Raw genomic sequence first — 16,856 nt, 5'->3', positions numbered from 1 at the left:
ACCAATTGCATTAAATTAGTGATCTATTATAGCGATAAGGAAATAGCTTAATAACAAGGCTAAAATTATGGTACATAGTTGTTCTATATAAATAATTTTTAACGTAGTTAGTGAGTTATTTAATACGCTAGAATGATCATGTTTTTAACAAAATTGGTATAAATTAACTAAAGTAGTTAATTTGCATTAGAAAAGCGGCTTAGGCCGCTTTTCTTTTGATCTATATTTACTTTGTATACGTATGGACCTTGTTATGAATACAAATTCAGTAAAAGTTCACCGTTACATATGTAAAAAGACGTTATAATTAAATTAACGCATACAACAACCCAAACTCACAAGGAATTACAATGAGCTGGCGCCACTGGATAACTCTTTCTGCTTTAATTAGTACCGCTACCTTCGCACAAGAAGAAGAAGTTGCTACAAACGAGCAAGACAACGACATCGAGCTTGTAAAACAGTGTATTTTAAATGAAGTGATTGGTGGAGATGGCAAGCAAACTCTCGATGACTTGCGTAAAAAGTGCTCATCCCTTGAAGAAGACAAACAACTTACCGCGCTTGATAAACGCCAAGCTCGTGAAGAAGTCGGTAAAAAAAATAGAAATGTAATTACGCCACATAAGCGTAACTATATTTTACCGCTTTCGTATGTATCACACCCAAACGATCGCCCTTTTGATGGTTTTGACGAATTAACAGATGATAACGATGGTGAGCCACTAGACAACCTAGAAGCAAAATACCAGCTTTCAATCAAAGTGCCTCTATATGATGATTTTTCTGATGAAGACCAAGCCATATTTTTTGGCTTTACTCTGCAATCTTACTGGCAGCTTTATAACTCAGAAATCTCTTCTCCATTTCGTGAAACCAACTACGAACCAGAAATATTTTGGATAAACTACCTCGATCCAGAAAACGTATTATGGGGCGACGAAATGGCAATCGCATTAGGTATTTCGCACCAATCAAACGGTCGAAGCCAACCAAACTCGCGTTCGTGGAACCGTATTTACGCAGACTTTATTTGGGAAAATAGGGGCTTTGTTTTTAGCTTTAAACCTTGGTATCGCATAAGCGAAGATACTAAAGAAGACATACTTGATGCTAAAGGCGACGATAATCCAGACATATACAAATACATGGGCTATTTTGAATTTAGTGGTGCATACCGTCTTAACGATCATGAATTTAGCTTCATGACGCGTAACAACTTAAATTCAGAAAACCGTGGTGCAATTCAACTCGACTGGTCATTTCCATTATGGGGTCGCGTTCGTGGTTATGCACAATACTTTAACGGTTATGGCGAAAGCTTAATTGATTACAACGCGGATGTAGAACGTATTGGTGTCGGTATATTATTAACCGATTTGCTGTAATACTTCTCTAAGTTTTACGCACAAAAAAGCCAAGCATTGCTTGGCTTTTTTGTGTTTTAAACAGCTAAACAGTTATTTTTTTACTACAAACTGCCCTTCAAATTCTGCAACCACGTTATCACCATCGTAAATAGTTACTGGCACTACGTAACTTGCTTTACCGTCGGTTTCTAAATCGCTTAACTTGCCCTTACAGGTTTGTATATCAACACAACCACGTGGGTCGGTAGTAAGCGGTTTTAAGTACTTAATGTTAGCATCGGCTAATACAATATTACCTTCAAGCCCAGCTTCTTTAAGTGCTAAGTACGTAGCGCCCCAACCTGTTAGCGTGGCCAAGCTATAAATAGAACCTGCAAACATTGTGTTATGTAGGTTTAAGTTAGCGTCTAGGTCGGCGCTGGTTGTAAATTGCCAATCGGTATAGCTTTCTACCTTAATACCCATCGCGTCACTAATTGGAATAGACTCACGCCACGTATTTTGTAGTACTTGCGTCCAATTAGGGTGACGAAACCAACCTGGCTCAGACGGTTTTTGCTTTACCATTTTAAAGTGTTGAACATCGCCATACGCTAAGTGCGCTTTTTCTTTTAATTCGTAACCGTGGCGTTTATAAAACTCAAGCGCTCGTTCGCGTGCAAACAATACAAGCTCGCCTGCGTTTTGAACCCATGCAATTTTTTCAAGCTCGTGCAGTAAGCGACTACCAATATGCTGGTTACGATTACCCTCTGCAACCGCCATATAGCGCACTTGTGCTTGCTCATGATTGTTAAAGTGCAAACGTGCTACACCTAGCACTTCGCCTTCTTTATTTTTTATAAAGCGGTGCTCAGAGTCTTGTTCCATATCGTCTTGTTCAGAGCCACGAGGCTCGTCCCAAGGCGCGCGTAATACTTGCCAACGCAATTGGTAATACGCTTGCCAATCTTCGCTACTTTGTGGGGTGCTTACCTGAAACATACATACTCCTGTTGTTATATAAGCCGTAAATAAAAGTCAAAAAAGGCTACGGCGCTATACTAATAGTATTGATTATCTACCAAACTAAAAAGCTTAAATAATTAAGTCCGTTGGTATTATTTATGGCAAATACCATACTCCATCTTAAAAAAACTGCAAATACGACTTTGGTGATGGCTGTAAAATAACGTAAAAAATAATGGCAAAGGCCATTGCGCTTTAACGTTGCTAGTTTATGCTGAGAATATGATGGAAAAAATCAATTATATAAATTCACTGACGGGTTTGCTGGGCGATCAATTTATTGAAAATAGCCACAGCATTGGTCAGTTAATCTATTGGCATAAATGCAGTGGCGATCACATTCAAGTACGTGAGCACGAGCCGTTACGCTGGTTACTGATTAACGACACTCTTCAATCTGTTATTGATTTAAATAACCCGGATTTATTACTTTTTCCACATTTATTATGCCTAGGTAAGCATTGGCAGGCTCTTAAGCCGCCACAAAAAGTGTTAGAACTAGGCCTCGGCGGCGGAGCAATTCGTAATTATTTACAATACAAATACCCTAAAGCACAAATAACATCGGTTGAAAAAAACGCCGATATTATTGATTGCTATACCCAATTTTTTTCGTCAAATAAAAATGAGCAACTGCTTTGCGCCGATGCGCAACAGATTTTAAAAAGTGCGCAAAATATTGATTGGATTATTTTAGATTTGTTTAGCCAGATAGATGCACCTCGATTTTTATTTGAAGAGGCATTTTATAAAAAAATTTACTCGGCTTTAAATAACAACGGTGTGCTATTTATTAACTTTTTATCGCAGCATGAGTCGCAATTAAAGCAACTTCAGCAGCTATTACTCGATGTATTTGGTTGTAATGTTAGCCCGCAAAAAATTACGGGCTATGTAAATCATATTGTCGTGGTAACCAAAAACTTAAACAGATAAGTTAAACGTAACGGGCCCATCGTTACACAAGCTTACTTGCATATCGGCACCAAACTCACCGGTGGCTATTGTAAGCCCCAACTCTTTAGCTTGAGCAACAAAGTACTCGTAAAGCTCATTAGCTTGGCTTGGCGTTGCCGCAGATGAAAAGCTAGGGCGCATACCCTTTTTAGTATCAGCCGCTAGCGTAAATTGCGAAACCACCAGTAACTCACCTTTAATATCTTTAAGGCTTAAGTTCATTTTGTCGTTTTCGTCAGTAAAAATACGATAATTACTTACCTTATGTAAAAGCTTATCGGCCGTTTGCGTATCGTCGTGTTTTTCAACGCCCAGCAACAACAATATACCTTGGCTAATTTCACCTACTACTTGGTTGTTAATTTCTACTTTGGCATGCTTTACGCGTTGTATTAAACCTTGCATTTAAACTGTGTCCTTTACTGCTGGTTCATCATCTTCTAGTTCAAGTTCTGGTGTTTCTGGAATATCATTTGGGCTAATACACGCAGTAAATTCAGCGCCAAGCAAAACAACGACCCACGATAAATACACCCATACAAACAAAATAGGAATGGTTGCTACTGCGCCGTAAATAACTTCGTACGAAGGAAAATGGCTAATATAAAGTGCAAACCCTTTTTTAGTCAGCTCAAATAAAAGTGCCGCAAAAAAAGCGCCAGGTATTGCCGCTCTGAACGATACACGCGTATTAGGCACTAAGGTGTAGAGCATAATAAAGCCCACCATCGAAATCCCATACGGCAATAACTTTAACAAAAACCCGCTAAACCCAGGAATACCCTGATCAGCAAACGATACCAAAGATACAATATAAGAGGTAACACCAATACTCGCTCCGAGTAATACAGGCCCTAAGCTCAAAACCATCCAGTACACAGCAAATGAGATCATCATTGGGCGTTTTTTCTTAATTCGCCAAATTCGATTTAGTGTGGCATCTACATTACGTATTAACAGCAAGGCTATTGCAGCTAAAAAGCCAATACCTACCGCCGTCATTTGATTAGCGTTACCGGCAAAGGAGCTAATATGCTCTCTAATAACATCGGTAGAGGTAGGGACAAAGTTGGTAAACAAAAAGCTCTCAATTTCCATGCGAGTAGATTCAAAGCCCGGAAAAGCTGAAAATATAGCAACACCCACCGCAATTAATGGCACTAAAGAAAGAAGGGTTACGTAAGCAAGGTAACCTGCATTAACCGTTATCTGATCGTCTATACAACGATTAAAATACTGCATCCACCAACCAGGCTGCTGGCGTATAAAGGACTTAACTTGCTGTTTGTAATGTGAGAGCTTATCATTCATACAATTGACTTGTGCTTATATAGTTTTGATTATAATAACAATCAGCGCCATAATTTACAGCACTAACGCTCGTAAACAGGAATTCAAATGAAAAAACAAACATTACTCAGTGTTTCAATGCTTGTAGTAACACTTACTTTAACTGGCTGCCAATCAGCTTATTATTCTGCGATGGAAAAAGTGGGTGTTCACAAACGCGATATTCTTATTGACCGCGTAGAAGAAACCAAAGACTCTCAACAAGAGTCACAAGAAGAATTTAAATCGGCATTAGAGCGCTTAACGACTCTAATTGATTTTAATGGTGGCGAACTACAAGACACTTACAATCAATTAAACGACGATTACGAGTCGAGCTTAAATGCCGCTAACGAAGTGTCAACTAACATCAATAAAGTAGAAGACGTGGCAGAAGCTCTGTTTGATGAGTGGAGCGATGAGCTAGAGCAATACAAAAGCGCATCACTTAAGCGTGAAAGCAGCAAAAAGCTAACCGCAACTAAGCGTCAATTTGATCAGCTATTACGCTCAATGCGCAGCGCAGAGAGTAAAATGGAGCCAGTATTAACCTCGCTTCATGATAACGTTTTATACTTAAAGCATAACTTAAATGCACAAGCGGTATCGGCTATTAAAGGTGAATTCACTAACCTTAAGCGCGATATTCAATTGTTGATGAACGACATGAACAAATCGATTGCCGATTCAAATAAATTTATTGAACAAATGAACAGCGCTGGCTAGTCATTTATTACTTTAACAAGCCTGCTTAATTGCAGGCTTTTTTATGTTAAAGGGAATGCTAAAAGGGATTTACAATGAAACGCTTTTTAATCGCAGCAATACTCTTATGTATATTAACGGCCTGCGGTGCACCTAATAATATTAATCGTATTACCAGCTCTGACTCAGTTGTTGTTATTAATGATAAGAACGGTCGTTATAAAAATTTATACACAGGTGAAAAAACATATCCCACTACCTGTACTGAAAACTGCTACCCAGCTCACCCAGACTTACTATGCAAAACCGGCAGCGAAAACTGCCAGTACCAAGGCCAGCAAACTAAACCACAACTTAGCACTGGCTATACCGTACGCTGGCTTGGTCACGCTAGTTTTGTTATTAACACTCCAAATGGTCAAAGTGTGCTGTTTGATCCGGTAAAAAATCAGTTTGATTCTCCAGTGGCACTTGGCTTTAAACTCGGCGGTGGCATTTATCGTAAAGCAGGCGCTTGGCCTAGTGAGCAAGCACTCGAAAATATTGATGCGGTAATGTATTCGCATATTCATTACGATCATTTTAATAAAGCCGACATACAAAGCATTGGCAATAAACCTCGCTATTTAACACCACTCGGGATGGCCGACAACTTCCCTACCGGCGGTTTTAACATTAGCGAAATGCCGTGGTACTCAACAACCAACATTGACGACTTAGTTATTAACGCCGTGCCAGCTCATCATTTTAGCGCTCGCGTATTAGTGCCCTTTATTTACGAAGATAACAATAAAGACTTATGGAATGGCTGGCTGCTTGAACAAAACGGTAGCACCTTATTTTTTGCAGGCGATACAGGCTACTCAAAACATTTTAAAGACATACAGCAAAAATATGGCGATATAGATGTATGCTTAATCCCAATCGCTTCTTACTACAGTAAAGAAAGTGGTAAATTTTATCGTTACGTTCACACCACACCAGAAGACGCGCTCAACGCAGCACAAGAGCTTAACTGCAAAGTAATGATACCGTGGGGATACGGTAACTCAAGTTGGAAAATGGGCGACCACAGCAGTCATTCAGCCTTACTTCGCTTATTGCATATGTACAATAAAATGGATTCAAAAGTGCCGCTGTATATTTTAAACGAAGGCGAAAGTATTTCACTGTAACTATTTACTTGGCTGTTTTAAGATTGTTATTACATTAAGACAAATCGACAATAAAATTGAGAGATTAATGAAGAAATTAGCACTCGCCTTAAGCTTTTTATTAAGCACGCCAGCAATGGCTATTGATGTTGAACATACATCAACTCCAATTACTATTGATGGCGTATCAGAAAGCGCATGGGATAAAGCCGCTTGGCACGACATGCCTTATCTAATGGATGGCACACTGCCATCAAACGATGCCGACTTTAAAGGGCGTTATCGTTTATTGTGGGATCAAAACTATTTATACCTACAAGCCGATATTGTGGATGATGTTCTAATAGATACACACGCAGATCCAACCTATAAATATTGGGATGACGATGCGCTTGAAGTATTTATTGATAGCGATGCATCGGGCGGTAATCATCAATTTAATCACACCGCTTTGGCGTACCATATTGGCCTTGATAACCAAGCTGCCGATTACGGACCTGATAAAAAAGCCCATTTGTATACTGACCACCTAGTTAGTAACTGGAAGCGCAACACCACCGCGCCCTTTAACATTACCTGGGAAGTAGCAATAAAACTCTACCCTAATGATTATAAAGAAGGGGCTAAAAACACGCCACTTACACTTAGCGAAAAGCAAGTAATCGGGTTTATGTTAGCGTATTGCGATAACGATGGCAGTGACGTGCGCGAGCACTTTATGGGCTCACACGAAGTACAACCAGTAAATGGCGACAGAAATCGTGGTTTTATAGATGCCGACGTATTTGGCAAAATAACCCTACTTCCTAAAAAGTAAGTTACTACCAATAAAATAATTGAACATGTATGTTGGGTTGAGCGAAGCGAGACCCAACGACCCCCCACCAAAAAACACAGATACTTTGCATTATCGGCTGTTTCAGCTCTCTCTCTCTTTCTTCTCCTTGTGCAAAAGATCTTTAAGTAAATTATTCACAAAGAGGTTAAGAGGCGCTGCGCTTTTAGAGGTAAATATATTATGGAAATTCCATCTCAAAACAGTAGTCATATAATTTTTAACTAAATACTTTCAACTGACGACTATAGCTAACAGCTCTTATTTTCATCCACAAAAAAGCCGCTGTATTTTGCAATACAGCGGCTTTTAAAATCATTATTCTAAATTAATAGATTATGACTTAGGTGCACGACCCGCACGTTTACGTTCGTTTTCTGTAAGGTGTTTCTTACGGATACGAATGTTTAGTGGAGTAACTTCAACTAGCTCGTCATCATCGATGAACTCAAGCGCTTGCTCAAGTGAGTAGTTAAGGTGCGGAGAAAGCGTTTGCGCTTCATCAGTACCAGATGCACGTACGTTAGTTAACTGCTTGCCTTTAAGGGCGTTAACTGTAAGGTCGTTATCACGGTTATGAATACCGATAACCATACCTTCGTATACTTCAACACCGTGACCGATGAATAAACGGCCGCGCTCTTGTAAGTTGAATAATGCGTTAGTAAGTGCTTTACCAGTTGCGTTTGCAATCATTACGCCGTTCTTACGAACACCGATAGCGCCACCTTTATGAGGACCATAATGATCGAACGTATGGTACATAAGACCAGAACCCGAAGTAAGCGTCATGAAATCAGTTTGGAAACCAATTAAACCACGGCTTGGGATCATGAAGTCTAAACGCATACGGCCTTTGCCATCTGGAGTCATGTTAGTAAGTTCACCTTTACGTAGGCCAACTTGTTCCATAACAGAACCTTGATGCTCTTCTTGACAGTCAATAGTCACTGTTTCAAACGGTTCTTCTAGAACGCCATCTACAGTACGTAAGATAACTTCTGGACGAGAAACTGAAAGCTCGTAACCTTCACGACGCATGTTTTCAATTAAGATACCTAGGTGTAATTCACCACGACCAGAAACACGGAAGCTATCTGGGCTAGCAGTATCTTCAACGCGAAGTGCTACGTTGTGTACTAATTCTTTGTCTAAACGCTCACGGATATTACGTGACGTTACAAACTTACCTTCTTTACCACAGAAAGGTGAGTTATTTACAGAGAATGTCATTGTTACAGTTGGCTCATCAACACTTAGTGGTGGTAATGCTTCAACGTTTCCTGGGAAACAAACTGTATCAGAAATCTTAAGCTCACCAATACCTGTTACAGTTACGATGTTACCAGCGTAAGCTCTATCAGTTTCGATACGCTCAAGACCTAGGTAGCTTTGTACTGCACCAATTTTACCATTACGTGTAGTGCCATCAGCACTGATAATAGTAACTTGTTGGTTAGGAGCAACAGAACCACGTTTAATACGACCAATACCAACTACACCAACATAAGAGTTGTAATCTAGTTGAGAAATTTGCATTTGGAAGTCACCTTCAGGATCTGCATCCGGTGGTGATACTTCTTCAACGATCATCTTGAACATAGGTTCCATGTTGTCTGATGGTTCGTCTAAATCTAGTGTTGCCCAACCGTTGATTGCTGAAGCGTAGATTACTTTAAAGTCTAACTGTTCGTCAGTCGCGCCAAGGTTGTCGAATAAATCAAAGATTTGATCCATAACCCAATCTGGACGAGCGCCTGGCTTATCAATTTTATTGATAACGACGATTGGCTTTAAGCCTTGCGCGAATGCTTTTTGCGTAACGAAACGCGTTTGCGGCATTGGACCTTCTTGAGCATCAACAAGTAATAATACTGAGTCAGCCATCGAAAGTACGCGTTCAACTTCACCACCGAAATCGGCGTGTCCCGGGGTATCTACGATATTGATATGGTAGTCATTCCAAGAAATGGCTGTGTTTTTAGCCAAAATGGTAATACCACGTTCTTTCTCAATGTCGTTTGAGTCCATCACGCGCTCTTCGTTACCGCCGCGTGTTTCTAATGTACCTGATTGCTCAAGTAGTTTGTCAACCAGTGTTGTTTTACCATGGTCAACGTGCGCGATAATCGCTATATTTCTTAACTGTTCGATGCTCATATATTTACTCAGAGAAATTAAATTCTCATTGATCCTGCAAGATCTACGCACTCATCCACGCTTTCGCGAGATGTCCCAGCATAGGATTTAAAAGGGCGCATATTATCCCTCATTAATGACATGGATGAAAGTTTATCCAATATAAATTTCAAAACTTTCTCAATACTTTTACTAAGTATCTGTTTTATATATGACAATTATATGAATTAAATTTCAAATTTTTTTTGAAAAACAGCCTTTTTGGCTATTTTGCTGATCTTTTTGGTACTCTTTTGCATTTAGGTTATGCTATTTCCGAGCGATTAAATTAGCAGCAAATTGTGCCCTGTAAATTTTGCACCAAAAAGGAAAATTTACGCACCAATATAGTGCGTTTGTACATTCCATTTTGATGCAACGATATTTTTTTAATTTATAAACAGCTAGTTATAAAAATGGCACAAAATCAGCTTAGTAAATCCCAAAGCAATTATGCAGCAATAACAAAACCCAATAGTTGGAGGACACATGTCACAATCGGTTTTAGATTTTATTAAAGAAAATGACGTTAAGTTCATTGATTTACGCTTTACTGACACTAAGGGTAAAGAACAACATGTATCTATTCCTCATCACCAAGTTGATGAAGACTTTTTTGAAGACGGTAAAATGTTTGACGGTTCTTCAATTGCAGGCTGGAAAGGCATAAACGAATCAGACATGGTATTAATGCCAGTTGCTGAATCAATCAAACTAGACCCTTTCACTGAAGAATCAACATTAATCGTACGTTGTGACGTAGTAGAGCCTTCTACGCTTCAAGGTTATGAGCGCGACCCGCGTTCTGTTGCTAAGCGTGCTGAAGATTACATGCGCTCTACAGGTATTGCAGATACAGTTTTATTTGGCCCTGAGCCAGAGTTTTTCGTATTTGACGACGTTAAATACAAATCAGATATGTCTGGTTCTATGTACAAAATTGACTCTAAGCAAGCTGCTTGGAACTCAGATAAAGAATATGCAGATGGCAACACAGGTCACCGTCCAGGTATTAAAGGCGGTTACTTCCCAGTTGCTCCTGTTGATGACTTCCAAGATTGGCGTTCAGCTACGTGTCTAGTTCTAGAAGAAATGGGCCAAGTAGTAGAAGCACATCACCACGAAGTTGCAACAGCAGGTCAAAACGAGATTGCTACTCGCTTTAATACAATGGTATTAAAAGCGGATGAAATTCAAGAAATGAAATATGTTATCCATAACATGGCTCACTTATACGGTAAAACAGCAACGTTTATGCCTAAGCCAGTTGTTGGTGATAACGGTTCTGGTATGCATTGTCACCAGTCACTTGCTAAAGATGGTGTAAACCTTTTTGCTGGTGATAAGTACGGCGGCCTTTCTGAAGATGCGCTTTACTACATTGGCGGTATCATCAAGCATGCTAAAGCAATTAACGCTTTTGCAAATGCCTCTACTAACTCGTACAAACGTTTAGTACCAGGTTTTGAAGCACCAGTTATGCTTGCATACTCTGCACGTAACCGTTCTGCATCAATCCGTATCCCAGTGGTTCCATCTGAAAAAGGTCGTCGTATTGAAGTACGCTTCCCAGATCCAACAGCTAACCCATACCTTGCTTTCTCAGCAATGCTTATGGCTGGCCTTGATGGTATCAAAAACAAGATCCACCCTGGCGATGCTATGGATAAAGATTTATATGACTTACCAGCTGAAGAAGCAGCAGAAATCCCAACTGTTGCAGCATCACTTGACGAAGCACTATCTGCACTTAGCGCAGACCGTGAATTCTTAACTCAAGGTGGTGTATTCACTGACGACTTAATCGATGCTTACATCGAACTTAAATCTAAAGAAGTTGAAAAGCTTAACATGACAACTCACCCAGTTGAGTTTGAAATGTACTACAGCTGTTAATTTAGCTGTATAAAATATGTGTGTTCTCAAGCCCGCTTTGCGGGCTTTTTTAATGGTAAAATTAATCAATCTCCACTAAAGTTAAGTTACCGACAAAAATGCAGGGCTGCAGAGTGAACAACAAGATTTTATTACTATTAATTGCTTTAGGATTAAGCAATTATGGTTACGCTGGTGAAACAAAGATATACGCTTGGAAAGATAAAAATGGCGTATTAGTGTTCTCTGACACCCCTCATAAAGGTGCTAAAGAGGTAAAGCTTACCAGCCAAGATCTTAATATGCCTGCAACAAATACTGACATTTTTGACGAGCAACCCCAGCCCCAACAAGCGGCCTTTAGTATTGCCATTTCCTCACCTGATCATAACCAGACTATTCGTGAAAATACCGGCACTGTTTATGTTACTAGCCGAATAAAACCACGCTTTGAAACTGGTTTTACTATACAACTTTTTATTGATGGCAAAGCACATGGCCCAGCCAGTGACAGTTCAACCTTTGCAATAAGAGATGTAGAACGTGGTGAGCACACACTACAATTAAAGCTTTTTAATAGTAAAAACCAAGTTATTGCTATAAGTGAGCCCTGCATATTTTTTATGCACCGAAAAGGGCTAAACCTAAGTAACTAAATTGGGGCATTACTAAACGTGCAGCAGTGTATTTTACTATATAACTTGCTTGTAAATATCCACGCACTAAAATGGTGCAGCTATGATTAATAATAAAAACTTTAGCCCTGAGCTACTCGATGCTATTTGGCAAAATCAAACAACCGCTATCATGTTGCTTGATAAAAACTTCACCGTTGTCTATGCCAATACCAGTACTAGCGAACTGCTTGGCCTTGGTAACAAGCGCCTATTAGATCAGCCTTTCGATAGTCTTTTTAATTACCATTCAATCGATTTGCAGCGTATAGAACAATACTCATTAGTTGAAGGTGTAGATTGCCAGCAGCACAGAGCTGACGTGGTTTTTAGCGATTCTCGCCATGCAAAAGTAGCCGTAAGTACACGACAAATTAAGTTTGATGGCTCACTTTATATTTTATTTGAGTGGCGCCAAACTGATGACGAAATTAAGCACGACCAAGCGTCTAATCAAATGCATCAATACCAAGCAGCCCGAAATCTAATTAGAGGCTTAGCTCACGAAATTAAAAATCCTTTAGGTGGAATTCGCGGAGCGGCGCAGTTATTGCAGTATGAGGTTGATCAACAAGAAAGAGACCAATGTGCTGAACTTATCATTGAGCAAGCTGACCGATTACGCGAATTAGTAGATAGGCTTTTAGGGCCAAATCAGCTTCCGCAAAAATCGTATGGCAATATACATCAATCACTTGAATCAGTTGCACGACTAAGTACGTTAGATAATTGTTCTAACATTAGCTTGGTTAAGGATTACGACCCAAGCATTCCTGATGTATACATTGATCAAGGTAAAATTCAGCAAGTAGTATTAAACATTGTTCGAAATGCTCAGCAGGCGCTTGTAGATGGCGGTGAAATAACAATAAAAACCCGCATTAATCATCAACATCGTCGCCCAGGTAAAGCACCTAAAAAAGCCTTGTTGATCCAAATATCTGATAACGGACCAGGTATTGATCCCAGTGTACGTGAAACACTGTTCTACCCTATGATCACCAATAAAGAAGATGGCTCAGGGTTAGGACTCTCAATAGCGCAAACGCTGATAGATCAACATGATGGCTATATAGAATGTGATAGCTGGCCTGGACATACTGAATTTAATATCTATCTGCCCTTTGCAGATTAATGTTTGGAGTTTGCATGAAAACAGTTTGGCTTGTAGATGATGATGCTTCTATTCGATTTGTACTTGAAAAAGCACTAACCCGTGCAGGGTTTAACGCAGAAAGCTTTGCTAATGCGCAAGATGTATTAAGCGCATTAAAGTTTAGTCAACCTACTGTTTTAGTTTCGGACGTACGAATGCCTGGTATGGATGGCATGGCGTTGCTTGAGCTTATAGCAGAGCAAAACCCTGGGCTGCCAGTTATTATAATGACTGCCCACTCAGATTTGGACTCTGCAGTTAATGCATTCCAAAAAGGTGCTTTTGAATACCTAGCTAAGCCGTTTGATTTAAACGAAGCAGTGGCGCTAGTCGAGAGCGCATGCAGAGCAAATTCCACTAAAAAAACTAAGCGAAAGCAAGCTCCACCAAAAAGCGCCCACATTATTGGTGAAGCACCCGCTATGCAAGAAGTGTTTAGAGCGATAGGTAAACTATCGGCCTCTAGCATGAGCGTATTAATAAATGGTGAATCTGGCACAGGTAAAGAACTTGTCGCCAGCGCCCTGCACAACCATAGCCCACGTAAAGAAAATCAATTTATTGCACTTAACATGGCGGCCATTCCAAAAGAGCTTGTTGAGTCAGAGTTATTTGGCCACGAAAAAGGCGCGTTTACGGGCGCCGATAGCGTACGTAAAGGCCGCTTTGAGCAAGCCAATGGCGGTACACTATTTTTAGATGAAATTGGTGATATGCCACTTGATGTGCAAACACGTTTATTACGCGTTCTTGCCGATGGTGAGTTTTATCGCGTTGGTGGCCATCAAAGTATAAAAGTGGACGTACGCATTATTGCAGCTACGCACCAAAACCTTGAAGATTTAGTTAAACAAGGCAAGTTTAGGGATGATTTATTTCATCGTCTTAATGTTGTGCGCCTACGTTTACCCGCTCTTCGAGAGCGTACTGAAGATATAGAAAGCTTATCGCAACACTTTTTACATAAAAGCGCTAAAGAGCTACAAGTAGAAAGTAAAGTACTGAGCCCTAAAGCGACTGAGCAATTACGTTTATTTAATTGGCCAGGTAATGTACGCCAATTAGAAAACACGTGTCGCTGGCTAACAGTTATGGCACCGGGTGAGCTTGTAAGCGAGCAAGATTTACCGCCGGAGATTCTGGATGCTTCACCAACCCAAGAAGAAGGTGATTGGCTCGATGCATTCCAACAATGGCTTAATCAAGAGCTAAAAAAAGGCAAAGAAAATATTTGGCCTGACATTCAAGCTCAACTAGAAACTCGCTTAATAAAAACAGCCCTGGCTAATTGCTCTGGTCATAAGCAAGATGCAGCTATAAAAATTGGTTGGGGACGCAACACGTTGACCCGAAAATTAAAAGAGCGCAATATTAGCTGATTAAACGCTTTTAACACATTTGGTTATTGATGAAGCTAATCGAACATATTCCATTATTCAAACAAATGGAAATTATAAACAGGCTGCACTTTTTTAAAGAATTTACGCTCAGCGAGCGCCAAGTCTTATTGGAGTCGTTCGGCCTGTTATATTTAGTAAGTCAGCATCAATTTTTATTTAAGCAATACGATAACGACAAGCGCTTGTACATTGTACTTAGCGGCGCATTATTAGTATTTAAGCATAACCATTTACTAGAACTTGGCACTATAGAGCCCGGTGAATTTATAGGTGAAGGTGCCTTTATAAATAACCGAGAGCGCAGTACCAGTGCTCGCGCTAAAACCGACACCATAGTACTTGCCATTACCCCTGAAGCACTCACCCGCTTACCTAATGTTATCCGCGAAAAAATTAAAGACCGAATTATTGAAGGTATGAGCCTGCGCATTGCCAAATTAAGCGAGCATATAGAAATCCACGGTTAGAGACTGTTTATATCCCCAAGTTGATTCTAGCTGCTACCTTTGAGTTGCACTTAACGTTTATGTATAAATATATGCAGTCGGTTACTGACACGTACTTAATAAAATGGCTAAGCACACTAAAACTATATTTTGATAAATAGCAAATCAGCTAATTTGGCTATCTAACCAAGCATCAACACTTTTGCGAGTATATAAAACTTCTTTAAACAAACGATGACGTTCAAATTCAAGTTTTGTTTTTCTCGTGGCATCACCACTAACTAAACGGCTATGGGTATCATTGAATTTTGAAATTACAGAAAAACCGCGCTCATCTTGATCAGCTTGCTTTTTTACAGAATTAGCAAGGTGCTCTCTAACATCGTCAGCAGTTAACATACCTGAATTATCTAATCCCATTAGCTCTTTTTTCATTGCTAATCTTACGCCCATTTCCTACTCCATTTAATGAAAAATATTTATTCCGCCAAAGTTTTAGCAATTAGCAGGCCATACGTAAAATTAACTGCTGCAAAGATTACTCTTCAATTGCTTCAGTTTTTTTAAAGACAGATAAAATACATAAAAACTTTCGTCGTTATTTCCCTATTACAATTAGCTAAAGTTACTTGCTTTGGTGCAAAAGTCGCTGTAAGCCTTTATACTAAAGCCTGTGCGTTACCCCACCGAGAGCAAATATGAACGAAGAATATATAGAAATAGAGTTAGAAGAAGAGCCGATTGAGCTTTGTAAATTATTAAAAGTATTAAACTTAGTTGAAGGTGGCGGCCAAGCTAAAAACCTAATCACTGAAGGCTATGTGGGTGTTAACCATGAAATTTGTACAATAAAGCGGAAAAAATTATACAGTGGCGATGTACTAGAATTCGATGGTGAGTTTTTTCAACTTGCGTTAAGTGAAGATGCAGTTCCTGCAGAAAAACCTGCGGCACAAACTCAAGCAGAATCAAAGCAAGTTGCACCACAACCAACAAATCAACCAGCTAAAAGTAAGCGTAAGCGAACTAAAAAGCCAAAAGTTGACGATAAAACAGGTCGTCGTCCTATTTCATTTGGTTAAGTATTTAAAAAACCTCTTTTTATATAAAAAGGCCACCTTGTATAGTTGGCCTTTTTGCTCTTTAATTACCTAGCTAATAATAATAAAAACAAGGTAATAATATGTCACAAAACACACCAGCCACCTGGTTTAAACCCGCTGTATGGGCGGCACTTGTATGGAACTTACTTGGCGTTATTGCATTTGCTATGCACATGATGATGACACCGGAAATGATAGGTAAACTACCGCTAGATCAACAAGCTGCCTACTCTGACATCCCTCTTTGGTCAACCATTGCATTTGCTGTAGCTGTATTTGGAAGCACTTTGGGTTGTCTGTTTTTACTTGCTAAAAACGCGCTGGCAACACCTACTTTTTGGCTATCGCTCGGCGCTATTTTAATTCAGCAATATTATAATTTTGTGGTCATAAATAGTATTGAGCTACTTGGCGCAAGTGCGGTATTTATGCCTATTTTTGTAATCATTATTGCCATCGCTTTACTTTGCTTGAGTATTAAAGGTAAGCAACAAGGTTGGTTACAGTAATTAATAAGGGTCGAAATAACTTTTGACCCTATCTCTTCTTTTAAATCATCTCTTGAAATTAAATTTTTCAGCATCATCTCTACTATAATAACTGTATAAAATTCGTTCTCTAAAGACGGCTTTTTACATTGGTATGCACTTTGCAACTCAAGTACTA

General features: G+C 39.6%; 17 protein-coding genes. 12 read left to right on the top strand and 5 right to left on the bottom strand.

Annotation, left to right across the window (positions count from 1 at the left end):
* Nucleotides 1–350 precede the first annotated feature (350 nt).
* The gene (locus H5118_RS12665) at nt 351–1,388 is read left to right on the top strand and encodes a phospholipase A (RefSeq protein WP_182749028.1); all 1,038 of its coding nucleotides are present in this window, start codon (nt 351–353) and stop codon (nt 1,386–1,388) included.
* A 72-nt stretch (nt 1,389–1,460) separates the two neighbouring features.
* Here the strand turns inward: H5118_RS12665 and H5118_RS12660 are convergent, their stop codons facing one another.
* Nucleotides 1,461–2,354: a bifunctional GNAT family N-acetyltransferase/hotdog fold thioesterase gene (locus tag H5118_RS12660; protein WP_182749027.1), complete on the bottom strand. Its 894-nt coding sequence runs from the start codon at nt 2,352–2,354 to the stop codon at nt 1,461–1,463.
* Nucleotides 2,355–2,600: 246 nt separating this feature from the next.
* On the opposite strand from H5118_RS12660, the gene H5118_RS12655 reads away from it, so the two are divergent.
* A complete protein-coding gene (locus H5118_RS12655; protein ID WP_024597210.1) occupies nt 2,601–3,314 on the top strand; it encodes a spermidine synthase in 714 nt (237 codons plus the stop codon).
* On the opposite strand, the gene dtd is transcribed toward H5118_RS12655, so the two are convergent.
* On the bottom strand, nt 3,303–3,740 hold the full coding sequence (gene dtd / locus H5118_RS12650; RefSeq protein WP_024597209.1) for a D-aminoacyl-tRNA deacylase: 438 nt from the start codon (nt 3,738–3,740) through the stop codon (nt 3,303–3,305). The two genes, H5118_RS12655 and dtd, sit on opposite strands and share 12 nt — an antisense overlap.
* Complete coding sequence (locus H5118_RS12645) at nt 3,741–4,646, bottom strand: virulence factor BrkB family protein (protein ID WP_002961130.1); 906 nt, start codon at nt 4,644–4,646, stop codon at nt 3,741–3,743. It abuts the gene before it with no gap.
* Nucleotides 4,647–4,733: 87 nt separating this feature from the next.
* Between H5118_RS12645 and H5118_RS12640 the strand changes: the two genes are divergently transcribed.
* The 3 genes from H5118_RS12640 (at nt 4,734) to H5118_RS12630 (ending at nt 7,340) form a co-directional block, all read left to right on the top strand.
* Nucleotides 4,734–5,390, top strand: a complete 657-nt coding sequence (locus H5118_RS12640) for a DUF2959 domain-containing protein (RefSeq protein ID WP_002961128.1) — start codon at nt 4,734–4,736, stop codon at nt 5,388–5,390.
* A 74-nt stretch (nt 5,391–5,464) separates the two neighbouring features.
* Nucleotides 5,465–6,544 carry an MBL fold metallo-hydrolase gene (locus H5118_RS12635; protein WP_182749026.1) on the top strand — a complete coding sequence of 360 codons (1,080 nt, stop codon included), beginning with the start codon at nt 5,465–5,467 and terminating at the stop codon, nt 6,542–6,544.
* Between the two features lie 67 nt (nt 6,545–6,611).
* Nucleotides 6,612–7,340 carry a CBM9 family sugar-binding protein gene (locus H5118_RS12630; protein WP_182749024.1) on the top strand — a complete coding sequence of 243 codons (729 nt, stop codon included), beginning with the start codon at nt 6,612–6,614 and terminating at the stop codon, nt 7,338–7,340.
* A 354-nt stretch (nt 7,341–7,694) separates the two neighbouring features.
* Here the strand turns inward: H5118_RS12630 and typA are convergent, their stop codons facing one another.
* Nucleotides 7,695–9,518 (bottom strand): translational GTPase TypA, encoded by a 1,824-nt coding sequence (gene typA / locus H5118_RS12625; protein ID WP_002961123.1) that lies wholly within the window; start codon nt 9,516–9,518, stop codon nt 7,695–7,697.
* Nucleotides 9,519–10,025: 507 nt separating this feature from the next.
* On the opposite strand from typA, the gene glnA reads away from it, so the two are divergent.
* The 5 genes from glnA to H5118_RS12600 all read left to right on the top strand — a co-directional run bounded on the left by glnA (nt 10,026) and on the right by H5118_RS12600 (nt 15,108).
* Complete coding sequence (gene glnA, locus H5118_RS12620) at nt 10,026–11,432, top strand: glutamate--ammonia ligase (RefSeq protein WP_002961121.1); 1,407 nt, start codon at nt 10,026–10,028, stop codon at nt 11,430–11,432.
* A gap of 113 nt (nt 11,433–11,545) precedes the next feature.
* The gene (locus H5118_RS12615; protein ID WP_182671859.1) at nt 11,546–12,067 is read left to right on the top strand and encodes a DUF4124 domain-containing protein; all 522 of its coding nucleotides are present in this window, start codon (nt 11,546–11,548) and stop codon (nt 12,065–12,067) included.
* Between the two features lie 82 nt (nt 12,068–12,149).
* On the top strand, nt 12,150–13,220 hold the full coding sequence (gene glnL, locus H5118_RS12610) for a nitrogen regulation protein NR(II) (protein WP_002961118.1): 1,071 nt from the start codon (nt 12,150–12,152) through the stop codon (nt 13,218–13,220).
* Nucleotides 13,221–13,234: 14 nt separating this feature from the next.
* On the top strand, nt 13,235–14,620 hold the full coding sequence (gene ntrC / locus H5118_RS12605; RefSeq protein WP_002961117.1) for a nitrogen regulation protein NR(I): 1,386 nt from the start codon (nt 13,235–13,237) through the stop codon (nt 14,618–14,620).
* A gap of 29 nt (nt 14,621–14,649) precedes the next feature.
* Entirely contained in the window at nt 14,650–15,108 is a 459-nt protein-coding gene (locus tag H5118_RS12600) for a cyclic nucleotide-binding domain-containing protein (protein WP_182674046.1), read from the top strand.
* Nucleotides 15,109–15,252: 144 nt separating this feature from the next.
* On the opposite strand, the gene H5118_RS12595 is transcribed toward H5118_RS12600, so the two are convergent.
* Nucleotides 15,253–15,540, bottom strand: coding sequence for a hypothetical protein (locus tag H5118_RS12595; protein ID WP_033021452.1), 288 nt, complete (start codon nt 15,538–15,540; stop codon nt 15,253–15,255).
* 245 nt (nt 15,541–15,785) lie between these two features.
* Between H5118_RS12595 and H5118_RS12590 the strand changes: the two genes are divergently transcribed.
* Nucleotides 15,786–16,169, top strand: coding sequence for an RNA-binding S4 domain-containing protein (locus tag H5118_RS12590; protein WP_182749023.1), 384 nt, complete (start codon nt 15,786–15,788; stop codon nt 16,167–16,169).
* A gap of 101 nt (nt 16,170–16,270) precedes the next feature.
* Complete coding sequence (locus tag H5118_RS12585; protein ID WP_182749022.1) at nt 16,271–16,699, top strand: hypothetical protein; 429 nt, start codon at nt 16,271–16,273, stop codon at nt 16,697–16,699.
* The last annotated feature ends 157 nt before the right edge of the window (nt 16,700–16,856 follow it).

Source organism: Pseudoalteromonas sp. SR41-1 (genome assembly GCF_014164015.1).
In the GTDB taxonomy this organism is placed as follows: domain Bacteria; phylum Pseudomonadota; class Gammaproteobacteria; order Enterobacterales; family Alteromonadaceae; genus Pseudoalteromonas; species Pseudoalteromonas distincta.
The sequence above is the reverse complement of the archived record's forward strand: the minus strand, read 5'-3'. Positions and strand labels throughout refer to the sequence as shown.

Bases quoted from the DNA above. Each gene is read 5' to 3' on its own strand.
- H5118_RS12665 (WP_182749028.1), top strand. From the start codon at position 351: ATGAGCTGGCGCCACTGGATAACTCTTTCTGCTTTAATTAGTACCGCT.
- H5118_RS12660 (WP_182749027.1), bottom strand. From the start codon at position 2,354: ATGTTTCAGGTAAGCACCCCACAAAGTAGCGAAGATTGGCAAGCGTAT.
- H5118_RS12655 (WP_024597210.1), top strand. From the start codon at position 2,601: ATGATGGAAAAAATCAATTATATAAATTCACTGACGGGTTTGCTGGGC.
- dtd (WP_024597209.1), bottom strand. From the start codon at position 3,740: ATGCAAGGTTTAATACAACGCGTAAAGCATGCCAAAGTAGAAATTAAC.
- H5118_RS12645 (WP_002961130.1), bottom strand. From the start codon at position 4,646: ATGAATGATAAGCTCTCACATTACAAACAGCAAGTTAAGTCCTTTATA.
- H5118_RS12640 (WP_002961128.1), top strand. From the start codon at position 4,734: ATGAAAAAACAAACATTACTCAGTGTTTCAATGCTTGTAGTAACACTT.
- H5118_RS12635 (WP_182749026.1), top strand. From the start codon at position 5,465: ATGAAACGCTTTTTAATCGCAGCAATACTCTTATGTATATTAACGGCC.
- H5118_RS12630 (WP_182749024.1), top strand. From the start codon at position 6,612: ATGAAGAAATTAGCACTCGCCTTAAGCTTTTTATTAAGCACGCCAGCA.
- typA (WP_002961123.1), bottom strand. From the start codon at position 9,518: ATGAGCATCGAACAGTTAAGAAATATAGCGATTATCGCGCACGTTGAC.
- glnA (WP_002961121.1), top strand. From the start codon at position 10,026: ATGTCACAATCGGTTTTAGATTTTATTAAAGAAAATGACGTTAAGTTC.
- glnL (WP_002961118.1), top strand. From the start codon at position 12,150: ATGATTAATAATAAAAACTTTAGCCCTGAGCTACTCGATGCTATTTGG.
- ntrC (WP_002961117.1), top strand. From the start codon at position 13,235: ATGAAAACAGTTTGGCTTGTAGATGATGATGCTTCTATTCGATTTGTA.
- H5118_RS12600 (WP_182674046.1), top strand. From the start codon at position 14,650: ATGAAGCTAATCGAACATATTCCATTATTCAAACAAATGGAAATTATA.
- H5118_RS12595 (WP_033021452.1), bottom strand. From the start codon at position 15,540: ATGGGCGTAAGATTAGCAATGAAAAAAGAGCTAATGGGATTAGATAAT.
- H5118_RS12590 (WP_182749023.1), top strand. From the start codon at position 15,786: ATGAACGAAGAATATATAGAAATAGAGTTAGAAGAAGAGCCGATTGAG.
- H5118_RS12585 (WP_182749022.1), top strand. From the start codon at position 16,271: ATGTCACAAAACACACCAGCCACCTGGTTTAAACCCGCTGTATGGGCG.